Raw genomic sequence first — 23,108 nt, 5'->3', positions numbered from 1 at the left:
CCTGACGGTCATGGGTTCCCGCAGCCGTTACAGCGTCATCCCTCCGGCCGAGCGGCTTCCACCCTGGCTGCGGCGCCCGCTGGGCAACGCCTCCGAGCTGGAGCGGGTGCAGGCGGTGGTGAAGCAGGAGCGGCTGCACACGATCTGCGAAGAGGGGCGCTGCCCCAACCGGGGCGAGTGTTATGCGGCAGGAACAGCCACCTTTCTGCTGGGGGGCCCGATCTGCACCCGCTCCTGCGCCTTCTGCCAGGTGGAGAAAGGCCAGGCCCCTCTGCCGATCGATCCGGCCGAGGCCGAGCGGGTGGCGCAGGCGGTGGAGCGCATGGGCCTGCGCTACGTGGTGCTCACCGCCGTGGCCCGCGACGATCAGGCCGATCACGGCGCTTCCCTGTTCACCGCCACCATGGCCGCGATCCGGCGGCACAACCCACTGATCGCGATCGAAGTGCTCACGCCCGATTTCTGGGGTGGGCACCGGCAGGAGGCCAACGGCCGGGCCGCCCAGCGGCACCGCCTGCAGCAGGTGCTGGCCGCCGGGCCCGTGTGCTTCAACCACAACCTCGAGACGGTGGAGCGGCTGCAGGGGGAAGTGCGGCGGGGCGCCACCTATGTCCGCTCCTTGAACCTGCTGGCGGCGGCGCGGGAGCTGGCGCCACAGATCCCAACCAAATCAGGGTTGATGCTGGGGCTGGGCGAATCCAGTGAGGAGGTGGTGGCCACCCTGCGCGACCTCAGGGCCGTGGGCTGCCAACGCCTGACGCTGGGGCAGTACCTGCGCCCTTCCCTGGCCCACCTGCCGGTGGCGCGCTACTGGACTCCGGCGGAATTCGAGCAGCTGGGGGCGATCGCCACCACCCTGGGCTTCGCTCAGGTGCGCAGCGGGCCGCTGGTGCGCAGCAGCTACCACGCTGCCGGCTGAGCCGGCGGGTCATTGCGGCATCAGCTGGCAGGAGCGTTTGGTCTGACGGGCGCGGTTGAGGGCGATCTCAGCACGGGCAAGCAGTTCACTGGCCTGGGCATCTTCTGGTTCGAGCAGCGGCCAATGGGTTTCGATTCCAACGCTGGCGCTCATGAACGGATCGAGAGCGGGGGGATGGGCGATCCTCAGGCCCTGGATCTCCACCACCAACTCAGCGGCAAGGCGCTCGGTTTCCGCACCGGTGACCGAAGGCAAGAGGATGGCAAAGGCATCCGCACCGACTCGTGCCAGCAAGGGGTTGTCGGCGCCCAGTCGCCGGGTGAGCAGCCTGGCGATCGCCTGCAGGCTGTCGTCGGCACAGAAATGGCCGAAGGTGTCGTTGTAGGCGCCGAAATCATCGAGATCCAGGATCACCAGGGAGAACGGATCACCGGTAACGCGCGACAAGGCAATCTGTTGACTGAGCTGCTGCTCGAAGCTGCCACGGTTGGAGAGTGCCGTGAGCGGATCCCGCCATCCCCACTGGCGGCCTTCATGGCCCACGCAGGCCAGGACGGTGGGAACCATGGTGCCCACCAGGCGTTTGAGCGCCGCCAGCTCCCACAACAGAAACCCTCCGGGCCGCTGGGTGGCCATCGTGAGAATCAGCTCATGGCTGCCATCACTGCCAAGGGGCACGGCGATGTAGTCGGTGTAACGCTCACGGCGCATATCTCTGGCCAGTGCATAGGGGATATCATCCGGCTTGAGGTTTTCCAGCAGCAGACGTTCGGGGGCTTTCTTCTCACACACCGCATGCAGCACGCTGGTGCGGTGATCCATGCCGGCAAAGAACTCACTGCCCCGGAAGAAGGAACGCACCACCTCCGGGTTCTCCACATCCCACCAATACTGAATGCCACCCTGGCCGGTTTCGATCGGAACCAGCGCCAGAGCAATGCGGTGCAGCGGGAAGCCGGCGGCCACCAGATGCCTGACGCCGTGCTGGAGAAGATCAGCTGGATTGCGATAAGGAGGTGGAAAGGTTTGATCGGCCTCCACCCAGATGGCCTTCAACGCTCGGATGGCCTTGAGCTGCAGCTGATGGCGCCTTGAGGAGCCGGAGCCAATCATGGGAACGGCCGACAACTCCTGGTGATCATCGAACAGGGGGAAGGGTTCAAACATCAGATGCAGTCGGCAAGCATTTCAGAGCGCGACTGAATCAGCGCAAGGGTGTTGGGAGCATTCAGAGGGCGTCCGACTAGATATCCCTGAATATAATCACAGCCAAGTTTCCGGAGCACGTCCAACTGCTCCTGCCGCTCCACCCCCTCCGCGATCGCATGAAGGCCCAGCGCCTTGGCCATGCTGATCACCGCTTTAACGATTACTTCGTCCTCTTGATTGCTGCCCAATCCTTCGATGAAGGATTTATCAATCTTCAGAACCTCAACCGGCAGACGCTTGAGATATCGCATGGAGGTGTATCCTGAGCCAAAGTCGTCGATGGCCAGATTGGCCCCTAAGGCCTTGATCTGCCGGAAGGCTCGAAGGGTTGCATCAACATCTTCGATCAGCATCGTTTCGGTGATTTCGATGTAGAGGCGGTCCGCTGGAAAGTTCGATTCGAACAGCGCCATGGCGATCTGCTTTGGCGTGCCAGGATCCAGCAGACTACGGACAGACAGATTCACCGAAAGGCCTAATTTCTGATCTGGACAGACCGCATGCCAACGAGCCATATGCTTGCAGGCCTGCTGAAGCACGATTGAATCGATCTGCACGATCAGCCCACTTTCTTCAGCCACTGGAATGAATTCACTGGGAGAGATCAGGCCGTGCATCGGGTGCTGCCAACGGGCCAAGGATTCGAAGCCGAGAATCCTATGGTCGTGAACATCAAAGATCGGCTGGTAATAGGAGGTGATTTCGCCGGCTGCAAGCGCTCGTCGGAGATCCTGCTCCAAAGTGGCTGCCTTGAGGGCGGTGTTTCTCATCTGCTGGTCGAAGTAAGCCAGGCAGCCCCGCCCGCTGGCCTTCGCTTTGTACATTGCCATATCGGCATTTTCAATCAGCACTTCAGCGGTGTCCCTGCCATTGGCGATCGCCACACCAATCGAGGCCGAATGACTGAGCAACTTGCTGCCGATCGTCATCGGCCGGCCAATCAGATCGATGATACGTGCCCCAAGAGCCTGAACCGATTCTTGCGAAGAACTTGAGCTGACGATGATGAACTCATCGCCGGAAAGACGCCCCACAAGATCACCGGAACGCACACATTGCCGCAGGCACTTGGCCACCGTGATCAGAAAACGATCTCCAGTGGTATGGCCATGGGCATCGTTGATCAATTTAAATCGGTCAATGTCGATAAACAGAACCGCCAATGATCCCTTACTGCCACCGCTGCGCAGGTTCGATTCCAGGCTGAGCGCCAGCTGGCTGAGCACGCGGCTGCGGTTCGGGAGCCCCGTCAGCAGGTCGTAGCTCGATTGATCCATGGCTGCACGGGTGGCGGATCGCTCCGCCAGCATCGACTTGCTGACCTGTGCACACAACTGCAGGCTCTGGGCCATGGCCTCGAGCAGCCAGCGCTCCTGAAGGTCGAAGGGGGTCTGATAGCGAGCAATCAGCAACACATCCAGGCCTGAAAGCAGGCACCAGTGAACCTGCCGCAGCCCCGTAGCCAAGCGCACTTCCGTGGGACGGTCCGCCGCAACCCGCAACAGCAGGGCCTGATCTTCCGCGCTCAGACCCACCGAGCAACGGAAGGATTGGTTGGTGATTAGGGCCGCTACATCGGCTTTGAGCGCCAGCGCCAGCTGGTCAACCACTTCATTTGTGGTGGATGGGTCCTCAATGGAAAAAGCAGCAAGGATGGCAGCATGGGCCCTCAACGACCAGGGGATACCCGTGGAGGTGTGCTCGCTCTCGCTCCTCATGGGATCACTGCATAGGGAGGGGCCCATGGGCACAAGCAGCTCGGACTTGAACGCCAGGCCCCTACGGCATCAACCGAGCCAGCGGGTGAGCGGAGCTGGAGGCGAGAAGAGGACACGGCATCACCATGGAAGTTGTTGGAGGAGTAGCTCGGTGAAGCTGCGGACCCTCTGAGAAGGTGGCTGCTAATGAGGGGAAAGCGGTGCAGGCAGCCTTGAATCACTCCAGCTTCATTCCAGCTTCATTGATAAGAATCTGAGCTTATCCATTGCCGTCCCGCCGGCCCGGTGCGCATTGCAACAGACTAATCGCAGGATCCTCAACGACTGACACACCCAGGCGTGGCCATTCCCGCAGGCCCCGTGCCAGCCGATCGAGACCTTCGGCCAGCACTCCCGCAGAGGTGGCGAAGCAGAGGCGTATGTGGCCCGCTGCCCCTGCCCCGAACCAGCGGGGGCTGCCGGGCACCACGGCCAGCCGATGCCGCTGCAGCAGCCACTCTGTCAGGGGCTCCACACCCCTCTCCCCGCCCGGCACCCGCACGAGCGCCACGTAGGTGGCATCGGGCGTTTCCACTTCAACGCCGGGCATGGCCCGCAGCAGCGTGATGGCCTGATTGCGGCGCTCCAGCAGATGCTGCTGGAAGGCCTGCAACCACCGCAGCCCCTCCGGGGAATAGGCCGCCTCCGCCGCCACCTGGCTGAGGGTGGCCACCCCTGCCACCGTGGCGGGCTGCTCACTGGCCGCCAGCATGCGGGCACACGCCTCGGCATCGGCCATGGCCACATAGCCCACCCGCAGGCCTGCCAGGGCAAAGGATTTCGAGAAGCCATGCACCACGGCACCCTGGGCCGCCAGGGCCGGCTCAAGCGCCAGCCAGCTGGTGAACACCGCCGGCGGGTACACCACCTCGCTCCAGATCTCATCGCTGAGAACGCGAATGCCGCGCTCCAGGCAGAAACGGCCGAGTGCCTCGAGCTCATCGCGCCGGAAGCAGCGGCCCAGCGGGTTGTGGGGGTTGCAGAGGCAGAACAGGCGAGTGCGCGGGCTGATCAGCCTGTCGAGCGCCGCAAGATCAAGTGGAGCATGGCGGTCGAGGCTCCAGAACAGCGGCGTGGCCCCCGCGGCGCGCACGGTGTGGGCAAAGAGGAAATCCGCCGGATCCCACACCACCGCCTCATCCCCCGGGCGTAGCCACTGGAGGGCCACCATGGCCAGGCCCGCGGCGGCGCTGTCCACGGCGATCACCCCAGCCGCGCTCACATCGGCCCCACGCTCCTGGCGCAGGTAGGTGGCCACGGCGGCGCGGAAGGAGGGCAGCCCCCCCGCCGGGCCATAGCTGAACACTCCGCCGCTGGCGTAGCGGATCACGGCCTCCCTGATCACCGGTGCTGCGGGAAAGTCGGGATCGGCGGCGGTGAGCGGAATCACCCCTTCGGCCTGCTCCGCCCAGCGCATGTTGTAGGCCCGCTCACGCAGCAGTTCGAAAGGAACGGCGTCATCGTCGAAACGGACGCCTTCAGCCCCATTCATTTCGCCAGTGGCAAAGACGTACTCTCCACCTCGGCCGGGGGACGCACGAACTGAGCCGCCATCGTGCGCCCGGCGTGCAGGTAGCGCTTCAGCGACGGATGGCGCTGGTGGTGGTAGGTGCTCAGGGCCCGGTTGAGATCCATAGGCAGCCGGCAGGCCAGCAGCTGCTCGGAGAGGCAGACCGCATCCTCCAGCGCCGTATTCGCGCCCTGGCTGGTGAAGGGCAGCAACGGATGGGCCGCGTCGCCCGCCAGCACCAGGTTGCCCCGTGCCAGACGGGGCGGGGGATCGATGTCGAGCGGCTGCCAGAGATGGGGCAGGGAGGGATGGGTGGCCTCGATCGTTTCACGCACGAACTGCGGAAAGCTGCGCAGGTGGGTGTCGAGGAAGGAGGAGATGGCGCCAGGCGCCGGGGGCGCGAAACGGTGGCTGTCGAACTGCACGAACCAGATCACCCGCCCTTTGGCCAGGGGCACCAGCCCCACCGCAAACCCGCCGCTGGGATCGAGCACCTTGACGAAGCGGTGGCCCAGGGTGGCCGCCACCGCCGGCAGATGGACACAGGCGACGATCTCGTTGACCCGGGCGCGGCGCGGCGGCACCGAGGGGCGATCGGCGGTGAGGTGGGCACGGCAGCGGGAGTTGACCCCATCAGCGCCCACGAACACATCAGCGCTGTGGCGCACCAGCGTGGCCTGACCGCCGCAGGCGAAGGAGGCCGAGAGCATGCGGTCGCGGTCGTGCTCGAAGGCTTCAAAGCGGTGATTGAACTGAATCACCCCGCGGGGCAGTCCGTCAGCCAGTGCCCGCAGCAGCGAGGGGCGGTCGACCGCGATGGTGTGGGTGACGGGGTGCTGGGCAATCGAGCGCCCGCAGGAGGAAAGGATCGAGACCCGCTCAAGCGCATGGCCGATACCACTGGCCAACACATCAATGCCGAGCGACTGCAGGGCGCGCTGGCCGTTCTCCAGCACAAGGAAGCCGAAGCCCTGGCGGTCCATGGTGGTGGAGCGCTCGAACACGTTGATCCGCTCACCGCCGCCGGCGCCGCCGCGGCAGAGGGAGCGGGCCAGGGCCAGACCAGCCACACCGCCGCCGATGACGGCCACCTTCATCTCAGAAAGACCCAGCGGCCCCATCGACCTTCGCTCCAGTGATTCAGACCTGTGAAACCAGATCTTCTCGCGAGCAGGTGAAGAAGCGTGCATCAAAGAACACGTTCGCACTGCATGTATGGGCCACCAAGACAACTTCAAGCCGCAACATCATTGGAGCAGAATGTGAGCATGGCAAGATTTTCATGAGAGACGCTTGAGCTCGCCACTTGCGCCTACCTGCTTCATCTGCGGCCTGATCATCTGCTCCCCAGGCGCAGTGAGCCCTTCGCTGGCCGTGGGGTCTCACAGGAGATCTGGTGGATTCCTGGCAACCAGCCCGCTCCAACCACCATTTGTGTTAGCAGAGCGGCTGCAATCCGTGCCAGATGCGGTGCCGGTTCACATCCTTTGTTCCGGATTCACCCACCAACACCATCAGCAAGCCTCTTGGGTACACCCGCCACGCCTCACGGACCAGTCGCTCAGCGGACCGGAGGCGGACAGGTGATCGCTGCAGCAAAAGCGGACAGGCGGCATCAGCGGCAAAGGGGAAATCATTCGGAAGAAACTCGCTGACCACATGCGAATCATCGGTGCGCCCTTGTCCCCAACACTCGCTTGCCACAGGGCAACGCGCTGGCCAACCATTCACGACAAACCCTGTCAGCCGTTGCAGAGCCCTCCCAACGCCCTGTAAGGATTGGATGGCGATGCATCCAACACCCGCACAGTGTCGTCAGATCGCCTGCAAGGAAGCAACCTTGCGGGAGTCACACGCGGCATCACGCCAGAGGCTTCTTCCATGACCATCACCATCGGCATCAACGGATTCGGGCGAATTGGCAGGCTTGTGTTTCGCCGTGCCTTTGAAACCGAAGACATCTGTGTTGTCGGCATCAACGATTTGATGGATATCGATTATATCGCCTACATGCTCCGCTACGACTCCACCCATGGTCGCTTCAAGGGGGATGTGGAGATCGACGGCAACAACCTGATTGTGAACGGCCACCCGGTACGGGTCAGCGCCGAGCGGGATCCGAAAGCCCTGGCCTGGGGGGCGGTGGGGGCCGAGGTGGTGCTGGAGGCCACCGGCCTGTTTCTCACCGATGCCACGGCCAGGGCCCACATCGAAGCCGGCGCGCGCAAGGTGGTGCTCTCCGCTCCCTCGAAAGACGACACCCCGATGTTCGTGATGGGGGTCAATCACACCAGCTACGCCGGTCAGGACATCGTCTCCAATGCCTCGTGCACCACGAACTGCCTGGCACCGATCGCCAAGGTGCTGCACGACAGCTTCGGCATCAGCTCCGGCCTGATGACCACCGTGCATGCCACCACGGCCACCCAGAAAACCGTGGACGGCCCTTCCGTCAAAGACTGGCGCGGCGGGCGAGGTGCCGGGCAGAACATCATCCCGTCCTCCACCGGAGCGGCCCGGGCGGTGGGCAAGGTGATTCCTGCCCTGAACGGCAAGCTCACCGGCATGGCGTTCCGGGTGCCCACCCCCGATGTGTCCGTGGTGGATCTCACCGTGAATCTGGCCACCCCCACCACCTACGACGCCATCAAAGAGGCCATGCGGACGGCAGCGGAAGGGCCGATGCAAGGGGTGCTGGGGTACACCGAGGATGAGGTGGTGTCAGCGGATTTCGTGGGCGAAACCTGCACCTCGGTGTTCGATGCCAATGCGGGCATCGCCCTCACCGACACCTTCGTGAAAGTGGTGGCCTGGTACGACAACGAATGGGGCTACTCCTGCAAATGCGTAGACCTCATCCGTCACATCGCCAGCCGCTGAGCCAGGCGGGCGGATCGCCTCAGCCCTTCCTCGCAACGGCCTGACATCAACAGGCCAGAGCCGCCCCACACCAGCCGCAGGGGCAGGTCGCCCACGCCGGCGGCCAGCTCCCGCTGGGGCGTGAAGCCGAGGCGGCGAAAATACCGCACCAGGCGGCGATGTTGGCGTTCCTCATCGCGGATCGCCAGCAGGCGGGCGCGCCGGCAGGGGGTGGCCTCCAGCGCCCAGGCGAACGTGGCCGCCCAGATCAGCGGGCCCACCGCCGGCGGTGCCTGCACCACACGCATGGTGTCGAGCTGCAGACCGGCGGCGGTGGGCAGCGCCCAGCCCTTGAGCTCACCGACCAGCGCAGGCGGGCCCTCCGGCCGGATGCAGGCCACCCCCACCCGCAGCGTCCACACCCCCAGGCGCCGGTCCACCTGCAGGCGCAGCAGCAGGCCCTTGGCCGCCGCCCAGCGCTCCAGGTCGTCCAGCGACGGCAGTGGTTCGAGGGAAGGCGCCGCGCTGCTCATGCCGCTTGCCGCACTGCCGTGCGCGGTGAGGCCGCGAGCTGAAGATCCAATGGCTCCGCCGCCACCACCGCGTCGAGGGCCAGCGGGCCGTGGATGTGGGGGAACAGCTCCGCGCTGCCGGCTGAGGACTCCAGCCGCAGCGGCACCGTGAGCCGAGCGGGATCGATCGAGAGCAGCACCAGTTCGGGGCCATCGGCGTAGAAGCGGGCCCGGGTGGCCGCCAGCTGATGGGCGAAGCAGGCATGGATGAAGCCCACCTGCTCCAGGCTGAGGCCGCGGGTGGAGCGGCGGTAGACGCCCGCACGGCAGGCGTCCTGCCAGTCGGCAGCCAGGGCCAGGTGATGAACCAGACGCCCGGCAGGGAAGGGTGAGCCGGGAGCGTCGTCGCTCCAGGGCTCCTGCGGGGCCATCACCGCCGCCAGGGGGGAGCTGGCGAGGAAGCGGCCCAGCCAGGCCTGCAGCGCCGCCAGGCCCGGCAGGGCATCGAACCCCGCAGGATCCGCCAGGCGGAACTGGCGCACGAAGGGCAGCAGAGCCAGATCGGCCAGCGATGGCCTGGGCCCGACCAGCCAGGCGACCCCATCAGCACCTGCGGCCTGCTCCAGCCGCAGGTTCCAGTCGCCGAGCACCTGCAGGGCCGCCTCGTGGTGGACCAGCGGATCGGCTTCAGGGTGGCGGCTGGCGTACTTGTAGCGATCCAGGTGGTGCTTGAACACCTCGTCGTTGCAGTGGATCAGCGCGGCCATCTCCCGTTGCGCCTCCGCCGCAGGCGCAGCAGCCGCAGCGAAGCCGGGGGTACCGCCACGGCGCAACAGCCAGTCGTCGGGATCATGCTGGTGCAGCGCCCAGGCCATGATCTCCAGGCTCTGCTCGATCACCCGGCCATCCGCCAGCACCAGCACCGGCACCGTGCCCTTGGGTGAGGCCTGAAGCAGCTCCAGCGGCTTGGCCGCCAGCCGCACTTCACGCAGCTCCACCAGCAGGCCGGCCCGCTCGATCGCCAGCCGCGCCCGGATCGCATAGGGGCAGCGGCGGAAGCTGTAGAGCACCGGCAGGCCGCAATTCATGGGCAGGGGGAGCCGCCAGCCCTGGCCCCGATGTGCCGGCCCCCGCGGCTGGCGGCCAGCGTGCTCTGCCGCTGGCGCTCGGCGAAGCGGGCGCGGTCGGCGTCGCTGAAGCGATCGCGGCAGTGACGGCAACTCACCCCCTGCACGTAGCTGTCGAGCTGGCGATCCGCAGGCGAAAGCGGCAGACCACAGGCGTGGCAGAGGCTGAAGCCACCGGGTTCAAGCCGGTGATTCAGCGCCACCCGCTGGTCGAACACGTAGCACTCGCCCTGCCAGTGGCTCTGCTCGGTCGGCACCTCCTCCAGATAGCGCAGGATGCCCCCCTGCAGGTGGTGCACCCCCTCGAAGCCCTGCTGTCGCAGGTAGGCGGTGGCCTTCTCGCAGCGGATGCCGCCGGTGCAGAACAGGGCCAGACGCTCCGGGCGGCGGGCCTCCACCAGGGGAGCCAGCTGCTGATCCACCCAGAGGGGGAACTCCCGGAAGCTCTCCAGACCCGGATCGATCGCCCCGGTGAAGCTGCCGAGCGCCACTTCATAGCTGTTGCGGGTGTCGATCACCAGCGTGGTGGGATCGGCGATCAGCTCCTGCCATGCCTGGGGCAGGACGGGGGTGCCGGGCCTGGAGGCCGGCGTGGCCGTTTCCTCTGCGGGCGGGGGCGTCAGCTGCACCGCAGCGCAGCCCATCGTGACGATTTCGCGCTTCAGCCGCACCTTGAGGCGATGAAAGGCCTGCACCCCACACCAGGAGGTTCTGGCCTCCAGACCGGCCAGGCCGGATTGGCAGCGCAGCAGCTCCAGCAGCGTTTCAACTCCGGCGGCGCTGCCGCAGATGGTGCCGTTCACCCCTTCAGCCGCCACCAGCACCGTGCCCCGCAGCTCCGCCGCCTGGCCGACCTGCAGCAATTGCTGACGCAGTTCAGCGGGCTGGGGGATGGGGGTGAAGCGGTAGAAGGCCGCCACCCGGAACGGCAGCGCAGACTCAGCCAGGAGCCACCACCCGGCCGGCGGCCTGCTCGGATTCCCCAACCGACGGCTCGCTCCACTGGGCGCGCACACCGGCCGCCGCCAGCAGGGCACGATCGGCCTCCACATCAGGGTTGCCGGTGGTGAGCAGGGTGTCACCGTAAAAGATCGAATCGGCGCCGGCCTGCAGGCAAAGAATCTGCGCCTCGCGGCTCAGTGCTGTGCGACCGGCACTCAGCCGCACCCGGCTGTGGGGCATGAGGATGCGGGCGGTGGCCACCATGCGCACCAGGTCGAGCGGATCCAACGGCGGCTGCTCTTCCAGTGGGGTGCCCTCCACCGCCACCAGCCCGTTGATCGGCACGCTCTCGGGATGGGGATCAAGGCTGGCGAGCACCTGCAGCAGGCCGGCCCGGTCGTTGCTGGTTTCCCCCATGCCGATGATGCCGCCGCAGCAGAGGGTGATCCCGGCTCGGCGCACCCGCTCCAGCGTTTCCAGCCGCTCCTGGTAGGTGCGGGTGGTGATGATCCGGTGGTAGTGCTCCGGGCTGGTGTCGAGGTTGTGGTTGTAGGCGGTGAGGCCCGCCTCGGCCAGCCGGGCGGCCTGGGTGTCGGTGAGCATGCCGGCGGTGACACAGGCCTCCAGGCCCAGCTCCCGCACCCCGCGCACCATGGCGAGCATGGCCTCGAACGGCGCACCCTCGCGGATCTCCCGCCAGGCCCAGCCCATGCAGAAGCGGTCGGCACCGGCCTCCTTCGCCGCCCGGGCCCGGGCGAGCACCGGCTCCACATCGCGCTCCGGCTGGCCGGTCACATCGGCGCTGTGGTGCATCGACTGGGGGCAATAGGCGCAGTCCTCCTCACAACCGCCGGTCTTCACGCTCAGCAGCGAGGCCAGCTGCACGTGGTAGCCGGGGTTGGCGCTGCGATGCACCTGCTGGGCGCGCCAGAGCAACTCCATCAGCGGGGCTTCCAGCAACGCCTGAATCTCGTCCCGGCTCCAGTCGTGGCGAACGAAGACCGGCGTGGCGTCAGGCGCGGCTTCGGACGCGGATGTGGCTGCGGAGGCTTCGGCCGCAAGGGCGGTGCCGCTGGAGAGGGTGGGGGAAGCGATCAAGGCGGCAGGGGAAGGGGGAGGGATCAGGCGGTGAGCGGTGCGACGCCACCGAAGCGCCGCTGGCGGTTCTGATAATCGCCGAGGGCCCGCAGCAGGGCGTCTTCGTTGAAGTCGGGCCAGAGCACATCGGTGATGTGGATCTCGGCGTAGGCGAGCTGCCAGAGCAGGAAGTTGCTGATCCGGTATTCGCCGCTGGTGCGGATCAGCAGATCCGGATCCACCTCATCGGCGGTCTGCAGTTCGGCGGCGAAGGACTGCTCGTCGATGCTGGCCGGATCAAGCTCGCCGCGGGCCACCTGATCGGCCAGACGCCGCGCCGCCTGCACCAGCTCGCTGCGGCCGCCGTAGTTGGTGCACACGTTGAAGTGAATGCCGGTGTTCTCAGCCGTGCGGCGCGTGGCCGAGGCGATCAGTTCCTGCAGACCGTGGGGCAGTTGCTCGAGATCGCCAAGGAAGCGGATGCGCACCTGTTCGCGGTCAAGGGCCTCCAGCTCGCGGGCCAGGACCCGCTCGAACAGGGTCATCAGGAAGCTCACCTCCTCGCCGGGGCGGTTCCAGTTCTCGGTGGAGAAGGCATAGGCCGTGAGCGCACCGATGCCCCAGTCGCTGCAGAGGCGCAGGGTGCGCTTCAGGGCTTCAACGCCCTCGCGGTGCCCCATCACCCGCGGCAGGTTGCGCTGGCGGGCCCAGCGGCCGTTGCCGTCCATGATCACCGCCACGTGGGCCGGCAGGCGGCTGGGATCCAGCACGGACGGCACGGCCCTCAAGGGCTGCGGATTCGCCTGGATCAGGGGAGTGGTCGCCGGGGAGCGACTCATGCGCGTGACTCTGGCGTGTCCTTCGACACGCTACGACCCGTGGGCAGCGCCACCACCGAGCCATGGCCGGACTTCGGCGTGGGCTTGGTGGTGGGCTGGGCCAGGGCGAGGCTGAGCAGCTCGCGCAGCCGGCTGCTGGTGATCGGTCGCTCCAGCCGGCCATGGCGCGCCAGTGACAGGGTGCCCGTTTCCTCGGACACCACGATGCAGAGGCAGCGGTCGAAACGCTCAGTGATGCCAAGGGCCGCCAGGTGGCGGGTGCCATAGCGGGTGAGGCCCTGGCGGGACAAGGGCAGGATCACACCCGCCGAAAGGATGCGGTTGCCGCGCACCAGCAGGGCGCCGTCGTGGAGCGGGGTGTCGGCCGCAAACAGATTGAGGATCAGATCCACCGAGAGCACCGCATCGATGGCGATGCCGGGATTGAGGAAGTCTTCGGGACGGAGATCACTGCCGAGATCCACAAGCATCAGTGCACCACGGCGATGCTGCGACAAGCAGCCCGCCGCTTCGGTGAGCACCGCCACAGAACCTGACACCGCCGCATCAGCCGCCTGGCTGCCGAGCAGCACATCGAGCCGCCCGGTGCCGAGCAGCTCCATCAGGCGCCGCAGCTCCCCCTGCCAGAGGATCGCCAGCGCCAGACTGCACCCCAGCACCACTGCTTCCAGCAGGCGTGTGGTGAGCGGCAGCACGGCGATGCGCTGGACCACCCACACCAGCGCCACGAGGAACAGCCAGCCCCGCAGCAGCCACAGGGTGCGCGGCTCCCGCACCCTCGCCAGCAGCAGCACCCCCAGCGAGGAGGCCAGCACGATGTCGAGGATCAGGCGCACGTCGAGGAGCTTCAGCCAGATCACCCGCAGCCCCCAGCCAATCTGGGCTCAGGGTACCGGCGTCAACCGCTCCGGCAGGACGTCGTAGCGCAGCAGCTCGTCCGGTCGCTCCCGCCGCTGCACCAGTTCGGCCCGCCCCCCCTGCACAAGAACGGCGGCAGGGCGGGGGATGCGGTTGTAGTTGGAGGCCATCGAAGCGTTGTAGGCGCCAGTGGCGAGCACCACCAGCACGTCGCCGGGGGCGGAGGCGGGCAGGGCCAGCTCCTTGAGCAGCACGTCGCCGGATTCGCAGTGCTTGCCGGCCAGCGTGACCGTTTCCTCAGCGGCGCCGGCAGGCCGATCGGCCAGCACGGCGGTGTAGGCCGACTGATAAGTGATCGGCCGCGGGTTGTCGCTCATGCCCCCATCCACCGACACGTAGGTGCGAATGCCGGGGATCTCCTTGCGGCTGCCGATCGTGTACAGAGTGAGGCCGGCGGTGGCCACCAGGGAACGGCCCGGCTCGCACAACAGCCGCGGCAGCTCCAGATCCCGCTCCAGGCAGGCGGCCGCCACGGCCTGGGCCACGCCCTGCACCCAGGCCTGAATCGTCGGGGGATCGTCGCTGACCACGTAGCGGATGCCCAGGCCCCCGCCCACGTTCAGATCGGTGCAGGGGTGGCCGAGCGAACGGGCCAGAGCCAACGCGTCGGCCATCACGCCCGCCAGGTCGCGGTGGGGCTGCAGCTCGAAGATCTGAGAACCGATGTGAGCATGCAGGCCGGTGAGCCGGGCCCAGGGGCATTCGGCCAGCTGGCGCAGCACCTGCTCGAGCTGATCGGGGTCGAAGCCGAACTTGCTGTCGAGGTGGCCGGTGCGGATGTACTCGTGGGTGTGGCACTCGATGCCGGGCGTGAACCGCAGCATCAGGGAAGCCGGCCGCTCCGCGGTGGCGATCGTGGCGAGCAGCTCCAGATCGCGCCAGTTGTCGGCCACCACGGTGACCCCGTGCTCCACCGCCAGCGCCAGCTCCTCCACCGATTTGTTGTTGCCGTGCAGCACGATCCGCTCCGGTGGCATGCCACCGCCGAGCGCCGTGAGCAGTTCACCGGACGACACGGCATCCAGGCCAAGGCCCTCGGAGGCCACCACAGCGGTGATCGCCAGGCTGCTGTTGGCCTTGGAGGCGTAGAGCGCCAGCGAGCGGCCGGGGTAGAAGGTGTCAAGCGCCTCGCGGTAGGCGCGGCAGCTGGCACGAAGCGTGTCTTCGTCGAGCACGTAAAGCGGTGTGCCGTAGGTACGGGCCAGGTCACTCAGGAGACAGCCGCCCACCACCAGGGCTCCATCGGGCGCGCAGGTGGTGCTGATCGGCACCAGGTTGCGGTTCGGGCTGGCCGCTTCGATGGCGCCGGCCAGCAGGGGATGGGGCTCCGCGGTGCCGGCTGTGGCGCCGCTGGTGGCACCGATCGCACTGGTGGGGGGCATCCTGGGAAGGGTCCGGATCAGCGTCAATCGTAAGGATGTCTCCGGATGTTGCTGCGGGCGCCACCGGCGCAGACGCCCAGGCGCCGGCGCGCAGGCTGATGCCAGCGGATCTGGAGGCCTGTCTCGCGCTTGACCGGCTGGCTCTGGGCGGGCTGTGGGACTCGGATCAGTGGCAGACCGAACTGGAGAGCGACGGCCGGCTCTGCCTCGGCCTCGAAGGGCCAAGGGGGCTGGAGGCCATGGCCAGCGGCTGGCTGGTGGTCGATGAGCTGCAGATCATGGTGGTGGCGGTGCACCCCGACGGCCGGCGGCGCGGCCGGGGCCGGCGTGTTCTCACGGCCCTGCTGCAAAAGGCCCGGCAGCAGGGAGCGCAGCAGGCCACCCTGGAGGTGGCCGCCGGCAACACTGCCGCCCTGGCGCTCTATGCCGCCCTCGGATTCCGCAGCCAGGGACGGCGTTGCCGTTACTACCGCAATGGTGAGGACGCTCTGATCAAATGCCTGCCACTGGTGGAGATCGCGGTAACGCCACCGCCACCGCTGGGTTTCAGCGGCGAATGAGTGCTTGACGAGGTACGGATTGCCGCCCTTCGTTGATGTGAAAGCACCAACAGTTATGGCCGGCCAGATATGCCTATCAGCGGGGCTGATCCATGGTGCAGCAATGGATCTGGACATCTCCAGCCGAAGATCACAAACACCCTCTCAGCCCTGATAGGTTGGGTGCACTTGCATCAGGTCCCGCCCATGTTCGAGCGGTTTACCGAGAAAGCCATCAAGGTGATCATGCTGGCCCAGGAAGAGGCCCGCAGGCTGGGCCACAACTTCGTGGGCACGGAGCAGATCCTGCTGGGCCTGATCGGCGAAGGCACCGGCGTGGCGGCCAAGGTCCTGAAATCCATGGGGGTCAACCTCAAGGACGCCCGGGTGGAGGTCGAAAAGATCATCGGCCGCGGCTCCGGCTTCGTGGCCGTGGAGATTCCCTTCACGCCCCGTGCCAAGCGTGTGCTGGAGCTCTCGCTCGAGGAAGCCCGCCAGCTGGGCCACAACTACATCGGCACTGAGCACCTGCTGCTCGGCCTGATCCGGGAGGGCGAGGGAGTCGCCGCCCGGGTGCTTGAGAACCTCGGCGTCGATCTCGCCAAGGTGCGCACCCAGGTGATCCGCATGCTCGGCGAAACCGCCGAAGTGGCCGCCGGCAGCGGCAGCAAGGGGTCCACCAAAACCCCCACCCTCGATGAATTCGGCAGCAACCTCACCCAGCTCGCCACCGAAGGCAAGCTGGATCCGGTGGTGGGCCGTCAGAACGAAATCGATCGGGTGGTGCAGATCCTCGGCCGCCGCACCAAGAACAACCCTGTGCTGATCGGCGAGCCCGGCGTGGGTAAAACCGCCATCGCTGAAGGGTTGGCGCAGCGCATCACCCTCGGCGAGGTTCCGGACATCCTCGAAGACAAGCGCGTGCTCACGCTTGACATTGGCCTGCTGGTGGCGGGCACGAAGTACCGGGGCGAGTTCGAGGAGCGCCTCAAGAAGATCATGGAAGAGATCAGGAGCGCGGGCAACGTGATCCTGGTGATCGACGAAGTCCACACCCTGATCGGTGCCGGCGCCGCTGAGGGCGCGATCGATGCGGCCAATATCCTCAAGCCCGCCCTGGCCCGGGGCGAGCTGCAGTGCATCGGCGCCACCACCCTCGACGAATACCGCAAGCACATCGAGCGCGATGCGGCCCTTGAACGCCGCTTCCAGCCGGTGATGGTGGGCGAACCCACCGTTCTCGACACCATCGAGATCCTGCGTGGCCTCCGCGAGCGCTACGAACAGCACCACCGCCTGAAGATCAGCGACGAAGCCCTCGTGGCCGCCGCCACTCTGGGCGACCGCTACATCTCCGACCGCTTCCTGCCCGACAAGGCGATCGACCTCGTCGATGAAGCCGGCAGCCGCGTGCGCCTGCTCAACTCGAAGCTGCCGCCGGCCGCCAAGGAGCTCGACAAGCAACTGCGCTCGGTGCAGAAGCAGAAAGAAGATTCCGTCCGCGAGCAAGACTTCACCAAGGCCGGTGAACTGCGCGACAAGGAAGTGGAACTGCGTGAGCAGATCCGATCCATCCTCCAGGCCCGTCGCGACGAAGAGCCCACGGCAGCCGAAGGCGGCGAGGCCATCACCACCGAAGCCACCGGCTCTATCGAGTTGCCGCTTGCCGGTGCCGGCGGTGATCGCAGCCCGGTGGTCACCGAAGAGGACATCGCCCAGATCGTGGCCTCCTGGACCGGCGTGCCGGTTCAGAAGCTCACCGAAAGCGAATCGGTGAAGCTGCTCAACATGGAGGAAACCCTCCACCAGCGCCTGATCGGCCAGGACGAAGCCGTCAAGGCTGTGTCCAAGGCCATCCGCCGCGCCCGGGTGGGGCTCAAGAACCCCAACCGCCCAATCGCCAGCTTCATCTTCTCCGGCCCCACCGGCGTGGGCAAAACCGAGCTCACCAAGGCTCTGGCGGCTTACTTCTTCGGCAGCGAAGAGTCGATGATCCGGCTCGACATGTCGGAGTTCATGGAGCGCCACACCGTCAGCAAGCTGATCGGCTCGCCTCCGGGTTATGTCGGCTTCAACGAAGGTGGCCAGCTCACCGAAGCGGTGCGCCGCCGGCCCTACACCGTGGTGCTCTTCGACGAAATCGAGAAGGCTCACCCCGATGTGTTCAACCTGCTGCTTCAGCTGCTGGAAGATGGCCGCCTCACCGATTCCAAAGGCCGCACGGTTGACTTCAAGAACACCCTGATCATCATGACCTCGAACATCGGTTCGAAGGTGATCGAGAAAGGGGGTGGGGGCCTGGGCTTCGAATTCTCCGGCGCCGCTGCCGAAGAAACCCAGTACAACCGCATCCGCTCCCTGGTGAACGAAGAGCTCAAGCAGTACTTCCGGCCTGAGTTCCTCAACCGTCTCGACGAGATCATCGTCTTCCGTCAACTCACCCGTGACGAAGTGAAGGTGATCGCCGACATCATGCTGCGCGAAGTGTTCGGCAGGATGCAGGAGAAAGGCATTGGCCTCTCCGTCACCGAGGCCTTTAAAGAGCGCCTGGTCGAAGAGGGCTACAACCCCAGTTACGGAGCCCGCCCGCTGCGCCGCGCCGTGATGCGCCTGCTTGAGGATTCTCTGGCCGAGGAGTTCCTCTCCGGCCGCCTCAAGGATGGCGATGCAGCGATCGTCGATGTCGACGACGACAAGCAGGTGGTGATCCGCCACCAGGCGATCACGCCCGAGCCCGAACTGGCTGCCGCCAGCGCCTGAATCAGCGGCGGTTTCACACGGTCCACTCGACGGCGGGAGTTCAATGAACTCCCGCTTTTTCTTGCTCGTGCCACCGCACGCCGCGCAGGTGCCGGGTCGCGTTGCAGCTCGATGCCCAAAATCGGCCGACTAGATTGATCAGATGAGCATCAGCTTGAGCGAACACCTGATCGCCCCGGCCCGCGTGCTGCGGGGCAAAGGTGCCTGGGAAGCCTCCCTGCCGGCCATCGCCGCCCTCTGCCGACGTCCCCTGCTCCTCGGCCGCAGCCGCGCCACCGCTGCTCTGCGCGAGTCACTGGCCGCGGATCTGCGCCGGCTTGGGCTTGATCCCCTGTTGGCTCAGCTGCAGTTCGATTGCTGCGAAGAGGATCTGCAGCGGCTTCAGGCGGACGTCGCGTCGGCGAATGCTGATCCAATGGCGGCGGACCCAATCGATGCCGTGGTAGCAGCCGGGGGCGGCAAGGTGATGGACGCGGGCAAGCTGCTGGCCGATCGGCTCGGGCTGCCCTGCATCACCGTGCCCACCAGCGCCGCCACCTGCGCCGGCTGGACCGCCCTGGCCAACCTCTATTCCCCCGGCGGAGCCTTCACCTGCGATGTGAGCCTTGAGCGCTCTCCCGCTCTGCTGGTGTTCGATCACCGTCTGATCCTGCAGGCACCGCCCCGCACCCTGGCCAGCGGACTGGCCGACGCCATGGCCAAGTGGTACGAAGCGTCGGTGAGCAGCGCCACCAGCACCGACGGCCTCGTGCATCAGGCGGTGCAGATGGCCCGCGTGCTGCGGGATCAGCTGCTGCTGGAAGGCCAGGAGGCCATGGCCCACCCGGGCGGTGAAGCCTGGGCGCGTGTGGCTGAGGCCTGCGGGCTCACCGCCGGCGTGATCGGCGGCCTGGGTGGTGCCCGCTGCCGCACCGTGGGCGCCCATGCGGTGCATAACGGCCTCACCCAGCTGGAGGCGAGCCATGGCCGCCTGCATGGGGAGAAGGTGGGCTTCGGCATCCTGGTGCAGCTGCGCCTGGAGGAGCTGGTGGGCGGCAACCGCCTCGCTTCCCAGGCGCGGCGCCAGTTGCTGAGCTTCTTCCGCCAGCTCTCGCTGCCGGTCACCCTGGCGCAGCTGGGGCTGGCGGACTCACCGCTCAGCGATCTGCAACGGGTGTGCGCCTTCGCCTGTCAGCCGGGATCTGATCTGCACCGGCTGCCCTTTGCCGTGAGCCCGGCTGACCTGCTGGGTGCGCTGGTGACCACCGATGCCGCCATCGAGCAGTCGGCCAGCGCCGACGCCAACCGTTGACCCTTCCGCAGCCTGACGGCCGGGCGCTGGTGGAGGCGGCGGCCCGCAACCTGCTCGACCCGCAGGGCCGTCAGCTGGCAGCGGCGGTGCAGTGGTGGGACCTGCTGGGCTGGGCGCGGCCCTTCCCGGTGGCGGTGCTGGGGGAGGGCCCGCCGCTGCTGCTGCTGCACGGCTTCGACAGCAGCTTTCTGGAGTTCCGGCGGCTCGCGCCGCTGCTGGCCGGTGGCGCCACGCTCTTGATTCCCGATCTGTTCGGCTTCGGCTTCACGCCCCGGCCCGCCGATGGCGATTACAGCCCCCGCGGCGTGCTCACCCATCTCGAGGCCCTGCTGGCGGAAGCCGCTGCACGCCTTGGCCCCCAGCCACTCGGCCTGATCGGAGCCTCGATGGGCGGGGCCGTGGGGGTGGAACTAAGCCGGCGCCAACCCGCGCGCATCCACCGGCTGCTGCTGCTCGCCCCCGCCGGCCTCACCGGCCGGCCCATGCCCCTGCCGCCGCTGCTCGATGCCCTCGGGGTGCGCTTTCTCGGCCTGCCGGGCGTGCGCCGCAGCCTCTGCCGCACGGCCTTCGCCGACCCATCCGCCAGCGTGGGGCCCGCGGAAGAGGAGATCGCCTCCCTGCATCTGGCCGCACCGGGATGGGCCGATTCCCTGCGCCGCTTCGCCCGCAGCGGTGGTTTCGCTGGTTGTGGCGAACCCCTGCCCAGCCAGCCGCTGGAGGTGCTCTGGGGCGCTGATGACCGCATTCTGCGGGCCCCGCAGAAAAAAGCCGCCCTGGCGTTGCTGGGGGACCGAGTGAAGGAACTGGCCGACTGCGGCCACCTGCCCCATCTCGACCAAAGCAATCAGGTGGCTGCCGCCTGGCTCACGCCTGGCCTCTGTTAGAGAAGCCATCCCCTTGCAGGCTCCATGACCAGCTCCGAACCCCAAGCCCCCGGCGGACCGGTGCTGCAACTTCTAGCGGCTGGTCTGCAGTTCTGGATCCGCAGCCAGTGCGAGGCCGTGGAGAGCCTGGAGCTGCAGCTGCACGGCAGCGCTCTGCAGCTGTTGCGCGGCCAGTTGGAGGGCGTGACGCTGATGGCGCGGCGGGTGGTGTATGACGGCCTGCAGTTTGAACTGGTGGAACTGCGCAGCGATCCGCTGCGGGTGAAGCTGGGGCGGCTGGTGCGCGCCCAGTCGCTCACCCTCGACCATCCCTTCGGCATCCGCGGCAGGGTGGCCTTCACCGCCACCGGGCTCACTCACTCCCTGAGCAAACCGCGCTGGCGTGAGCTCAGCGATCTGCTGGGAGAGCAGCTGCTGGGGCTGGGGCCGCTGGTGGAGCTGCGCATCGCCCGCGACACCTTGATCCTGGCGGCGCGGGCGATGGGGGAGAACCGCCTGATGGAGCTGGAAACCAGGCCCGTGGCCGTGGATGGGCGGGTGGAGATCCACGCTGTCGACGGGGAGCTGCGGGCCAGCCTGCCGATGGACCCGAACATCCGCATCACCACCGCCAACCTTGAGGGCGGCATGCTCCAGCTGCAGGGAGAAGCCCGCGTGCAGCCCTGAGCTTAAGCAGGCCGGGGGGCGTGGTTCATGGCAAAGCTCGAGGCCACAGGGACTGCCGCGGAGCAGCAGCTCAGGCCAGTGCATCAGGGCAGCAAGCTCAAGGCAGTAACGCCGGGCGGCTGAGCAGCGGCACCACCAGGGTCACGTAGTAGAAGACCACCGCTGGGGTGAACAGGTAGCTGTCAATGCGATCGAGGATGCCGCCGTGGCCGGGGATGGCATCACCGGAATCCTTCACCCCCGCGTCACGCTTCATCATCGATTCGGTGAGATCACCAACCAGGGCGAACAGAGACACGATCGCGCCCAGCCCGCCGCCCACGGCCCACCCCCAGGGCCAGCCCAGCCAGAGCCCACCGATCACCCCCACCAGCAACGAGCAGGCCACTCCTCCCAGCGCCCCTTCCACCGTCTTGCCGGGGGAGATCGGCGAGAGCGGATGCCGCCCGAGGCGGCGACCGATCATGTAGGAGCCGATGTCGGTGGCCACCACCATCAGACAGGCAATCAGGGTGAGCGCCATCCCGGAGGAGAACGGCCAGCCGGCTCCCACCAGATGGGGCGCCAGCACGGAATCACTGAGATCACGCAGGCGCAGCCAGTGGCTGGGCAGGAAGCCCAGATAGAAGAGCCCGAAGATCGAAGCAGCGATGTCGGCGATGGTGCCCGTGATCGGCTGCAGCAGCAGCCAGCCGCAGATGGCCGCCCCCGACACCGGCAGCACCGCCGCCGCCAGATCCGAGGCCAGCCCGCCGCCACTGGCCCACTGGGTGGCCACCAGCAGCACCTGGCAGACCACCAATGTGGTTTTGGTGGCCGGGCGGATGCCCTTGAACTGCGCCAGACGAAAGAACTCCAGCAGGCCCAGGTGCACGATCACCCCCACCGCCAGGGTGAACCACCAGCCGCCGAGCGCCACCACCACCAGGCCGAAGGCGCCCGCAGCGAGTCCGCTGAACAGGCGCCGCTTCGAGGTGGGAGGACGGGACGACGCGTTCACCCGAGACGCTCGGCGGCGATCACGAACAGCGGTTCGGCGGCAGCCAGCCGCGCCTGGCTGCCGCGGCGCTGCATACGGTGCACCGTGGCCTGCACCACCTGCACATCGCGCGCCTTCAGCTGGCTGAGCGTGTCGGTGGCATCCACCAGGCCCTCAAGGCTGGCGGTGCTGATCACCAGGCGTCCCCCCGGCTGCAGCGCCGTCCAGACGGACTGGAGCACGGCGGCCAGCGGCCGGCCCACCTCCAGCAGCACCCGGTCGGGGTGGGGGGGCAGCAGGCCGAGATCCTCAGGAGCCTGGCCGGCATGAATGTGGAGGTTGGGGATGCCGAAGCGGCGGCGGTTGCACTCCAGCAGCTCGATCGCCTCTGGATCGCGCTCGAGGGTATGCACTTCACCGGCGGGCATCAGCCGAGCAATCTCCAGCGCCAGGGCGCCTGTACCGCCGCCCACGTCCCACACCACCGAGTGGGTGCGGGGGCGCAGATGGGCCAGGAGCATCACGCGCAGCTCCATCGGCGTGGGACTGAAGCCTGGCGCCCCTTCAAACACGCTGTCGGGAAGGCCGGGGGTGACGAAATCCCACTGGAAGCCAGCGCCCGCCGCCTGCTCCTGCTCCCCAGCGCCCATCCGCAGCGCCCTTCAGGCCACAACATTCACGCTATCAGCGATCTGGTCAGGCCATAGGAGGCGCTGCTGGCACAGCCACTCCGCCCGGGCGGCATCGATGCGCTCGCCGGGAATCAGCAGGGGGATGCCGGGGGGATAGGGGCACAGCGGTTCGGCCGCTAGACGACCGGCCGCCGCCGCCAGCCGCACCGCCTGCCGGGGCGCGCGCCAGGCCTCCCCCACCGGCAGCTCGGGTTCGGCCACCAGCGGCAGCGGCGGCGGCGTGAAGGGGGCCAGCGGCTCCGCCCC

At 67.2% G+C, this 23,108-nt stretch carries 20 protein-coding genes and 1 pseudogene; 7 read left to right on the top strand and 14 right to left on the bottom strand.

Going from position 1 to position 23,108, the window contains the following annotated elements:
• Positions 1 to 10: 10 nt before the first annotated feature.
• Positions 11 to 919, top strand: a complete 909-nt coding sequence (lipA, locus tag KBY86_RS01535) for a lipoyl synthase (RefSeq protein WP_255139909.1) — start codon at positions 11 to 13, stop codon at positions 917 to 919.
• A gap of 9 nt (positions 920 to 928) precedes the next feature.
• On the opposite strand, the gene KBY86_RS01530 is transcribed toward lipA, so the two are convergent.
• From KBY86_RS01530 to KBY86_RS01515, 4 genes are all read right to left on the bottom strand, one after another.
• Positions 929 to 2,086, bottom strand: a complete 1,158-nt coding sequence (locus KBY86_RS01530) for a diguanylate cyclase (protein ID WP_255099687.1) — start codon at positions 2,084 to 2,086, stop codon at positions 929 to 931.
• A complete protein-coding gene (locus KBY86_RS01525) occupies positions 2,086 to 3,846 on the bottom strand; it encodes a bifunctional diguanylate cyclase/phosphodiesterase (protein ID WP_255099688.1) in 1,761 nt (586 codons plus the stop codon). The genes KBY86_RS01530 and KBY86_RS01525 overlap by 1 nt, the downstream gene beginning before the upstream one ends.
• 259 nt (positions 3,847 to 4,105) lie before the next feature.
• Entirely contained in the window at positions 4,106 to 5,377 is a 1,272-nt protein-coding gene (locus KBY86_RS01520) for a pyridoxal phosphate-dependent aminotransferase (protein WP_255139908.1), read from the bottom strand.
• Positions 5,374 to 6,492 (bottom strand): NAD(P)/FAD-dependent oxidoreductase, encoded by a 1,119-nt coding sequence (locus KBY86_RS01515; protein WP_158217438.1) that lies wholly within the window; start codon positions 6,490 to 6,492, stop codon positions 5,374 to 5,376. Before KBY86_RS01515 ends, KBY86_RS01520 begins: the two co-directional genes overlap by 4 nt.
• Before the next feature lie 784 nt (positions 6,493 to 7,276).
• On the opposite strand from KBY86_RS01515, the gene gap reads away from it, so the two are divergent.
• Positions 7,277 to 8,275, top strand: a complete 999-nt coding sequence (gene gap, locus KBY86_RS01510) for a type I glyceraldehyde-3-phosphate dehydrogenase (protein ID WP_094511033.1) — start codon at positions 7,277 to 7,279, stop codon at positions 8,273 to 8,275.
• On the opposite strand, the gene KBY86_RS01505 is transcribed toward gap, so the two are convergent.
• The 7 genes from KBY86_RS01505 to lysA are packed head-to-tail and all read right to left on the bottom strand — an operon-like array spanning position 8,257 to position 15,051.
• Positions 8,257 to 8,787 (bottom strand): hypothetical protein, encoded by a 531-nt coding sequence (locus KBY86_RS01505; RefSeq protein WP_094511034.1) that lies wholly within the window; start codon positions 8,785 to 8,787, stop codon positions 8,257 to 8,259. The two genes, gap and KBY86_RS01505, sit on opposite strands and share 19 nt — an antisense overlap.
• Complete coding sequence (locus KBY86_RS01500) at positions 8,784 to 9,854, bottom strand: DUF952 domain-containing protein (protein ID WP_255139906.1); 1,071 nt, start codon at positions 9,852 to 9,854, stop codon at positions 8,784 to 8,786. Before KBY86_RS01500 ends, KBY86_RS01505 begins: the two co-directional genes overlap by 4 nt.
• A complete protein-coding gene (locus KBY86_RS01495) occupies positions 9,851 to 10,813 on the bottom strand; it encodes a rhodanese-related sulfurtransferase (protein ID WP_255139905.1) in 963 nt (320 codons plus the stop codon). Before KBY86_RS01495 ends, KBY86_RS01500 begins: the two co-directional genes overlap by 4 nt.
• 19 nt (positions 10,814 to 10,832) lie before the next feature.
• Positions 10,833 to 11,933 carry a biotin synthase BioB gene (gene bioB / locus KBY86_RS01490; RefSeq protein ID WP_255099692.1) on the bottom strand — a complete coding sequence of 367 codons (1,101 nt, stop codon included), beginning with the start codon at positions 11,931 to 11,933 and terminating at the stop codon, positions 10,833 to 10,835.
• Positions 11,934 to 11,956: 23 nt separating this feature from the next.
• Positions 11,957 to 12,751, bottom strand: coding sequence for an isoprenyl transferase (locus tag KBY86_RS01485; protein WP_094511037.1), 795 nt, complete (start codon positions 12,749 to 12,751; stop codon positions 11,957 to 11,959).
• On the bottom strand, positions 12,748 to 13,611 hold the full coding sequence (cdaA, locus tag KBY86_RS01480) for a diadenylate cyclase CdaA (RefSeq protein WP_094511038.1): 864 nt from the start codon (positions 13,609 to 13,611) through the stop codon (positions 12,748 to 12,750). The genes KBY86_RS01485 and cdaA overlap by 4 nt, the downstream gene beginning before the upstream one ends.
• Before the next feature lie 24 nt (positions 13,612 to 13,635).
• Positions 13,636 to 15,051 carry a diaminopimelate decarboxylase gene (gene lysA / locus KBY86_RS01475; RefSeq protein WP_094511039.1) on the bottom strand — a complete coding sequence of 472 codons (1,416 nt, stop codon included), beginning with the start codon at positions 15,049 to 15,051 and terminating at the stop codon, positions 13,636 to 13,638.
• A gap of 35 nt (positions 15,052 to 15,086) precedes the next feature.
• Here lysA and KBY86_RS01470 point away from each other — a divergent pair, with 35 nt between their 5' ends.
• The 5 genes from KBY86_RS01470 (at position 15,087) to KBY86_RS01450 (ending at position 21,191) form a co-directional block, all read left to right on the top strand.
• Positions 15,087 to 15,611: a GNAT family N-acetyltransferase gene (locus KBY86_RS01470; protein ID WP_255099693.1), complete on the top strand. Its 525-nt coding sequence runs from the start codon at positions 15,087 to 15,089 to the stop codon at positions 15,609 to 15,611.
• 186 nt (positions 15,612 to 15,797) lie between these two features.
• Positions 15,798 to 18,350 (top strand): ATP-dependent Clp protease ATP-binding subunit, encoded by a 2,553-nt coding sequence (locus KBY86_RS01465; protein ID WP_255099694.1) that lies wholly within the window; start codon positions 15,798 to 15,800, stop codon positions 18,348 to 18,350.
• Between the two features lie 142 nt (positions 18,351 to 18,492).
• Positions 18,493 to 19,641, top strand: a complete 1,149-nt coding sequence (locus KBY86_RS01460; protein ID WP_255139904.1) for an iron-containing alcohol dehydrogenase family protein — start codon at positions 18,493 to 18,495, stop codon at positions 19,639 to 19,641.
• Positions 19,638 to 20,525 carry an alpha/beta fold hydrolase gene (locus tag KBY86_RS01455; RefSeq protein WP_255139903.1) on the top strand — a complete coding sequence of 296 codons (888 nt, stop codon included), beginning with the start codon at positions 19,638 to 19,640 and terminating at the stop codon, positions 20,523 to 20,525. Before KBY86_RS01460 ends, KBY86_RS01455 begins: the two co-directional genes overlap by 4 nt.
• A gap of 24 nt (positions 20,526 to 20,549) precedes the next feature.
• Positions 20,550 to 21,191: a DUF2993 domain-containing protein gene (locus tag KBY86_RS01450; RefSeq protein WP_255099697.1), complete on the top strand. Its 642-nt coding sequence runs from the start codon at positions 20,550 to 20,552 to the stop codon at positions 21,189 to 21,191.
• Positions 21,192 to 21,288: 97 nt separating this feature from the next.
• Here the strand turns inward: KBY86_RS01450 and KBY86_RS01445 are convergent, their stop codons facing one another.
• From KBY86_RS01445 to KBY86_RS01435, 3 genes and pseudogenes are all read right to left on the bottom strand, one after another.
• On the bottom strand, positions 21,289 to 22,191 hold the full coding sequence (locus KBY86_RS01445; RefSeq protein ID WP_255139902.1) for a phosphatidate cytidylyltransferase: 903 nt from the start codon (positions 22,189 to 22,191) through the stop codon (positions 21,289 to 21,291).
• On the bottom strand, positions 22,188 to 22,820 hold the full coding sequence (gene cbiT, locus KBY86_RS01440) for a precorrin-6Y C5,15-methyltransferase subunit CbiT (protein ID WP_094511044.1): 633 nt from the start codon (positions 22,818 to 22,820) through the stop codon (positions 22,188 to 22,190). The genes KBY86_RS01445 and cbiT overlap by 4 nt, the downstream gene beginning before the upstream one ends.
• Before the next feature lie 12 nt (positions 22,821 to 22,832).
• A pseudogene (locus KBY86_RS01435) lies at positions 22,833 to 23,108 on the bottom strand (lysine decarboxylase); the annotation flags it as partial.

The organism is Synechococcus sp. Lug-A, from assembly GCF_024345655.1.
Taxonomy (GTDB): Bacteria; Cyanobacteriota; Cyanobacteriia; order PCC-6307; family Cyanobiaceae; genus MW101C3.
The sequence above is the reverse complement of the archived record's forward strand: the minus strand, read 5'-3'. Positions and strand labels throughout refer to the sequence as shown.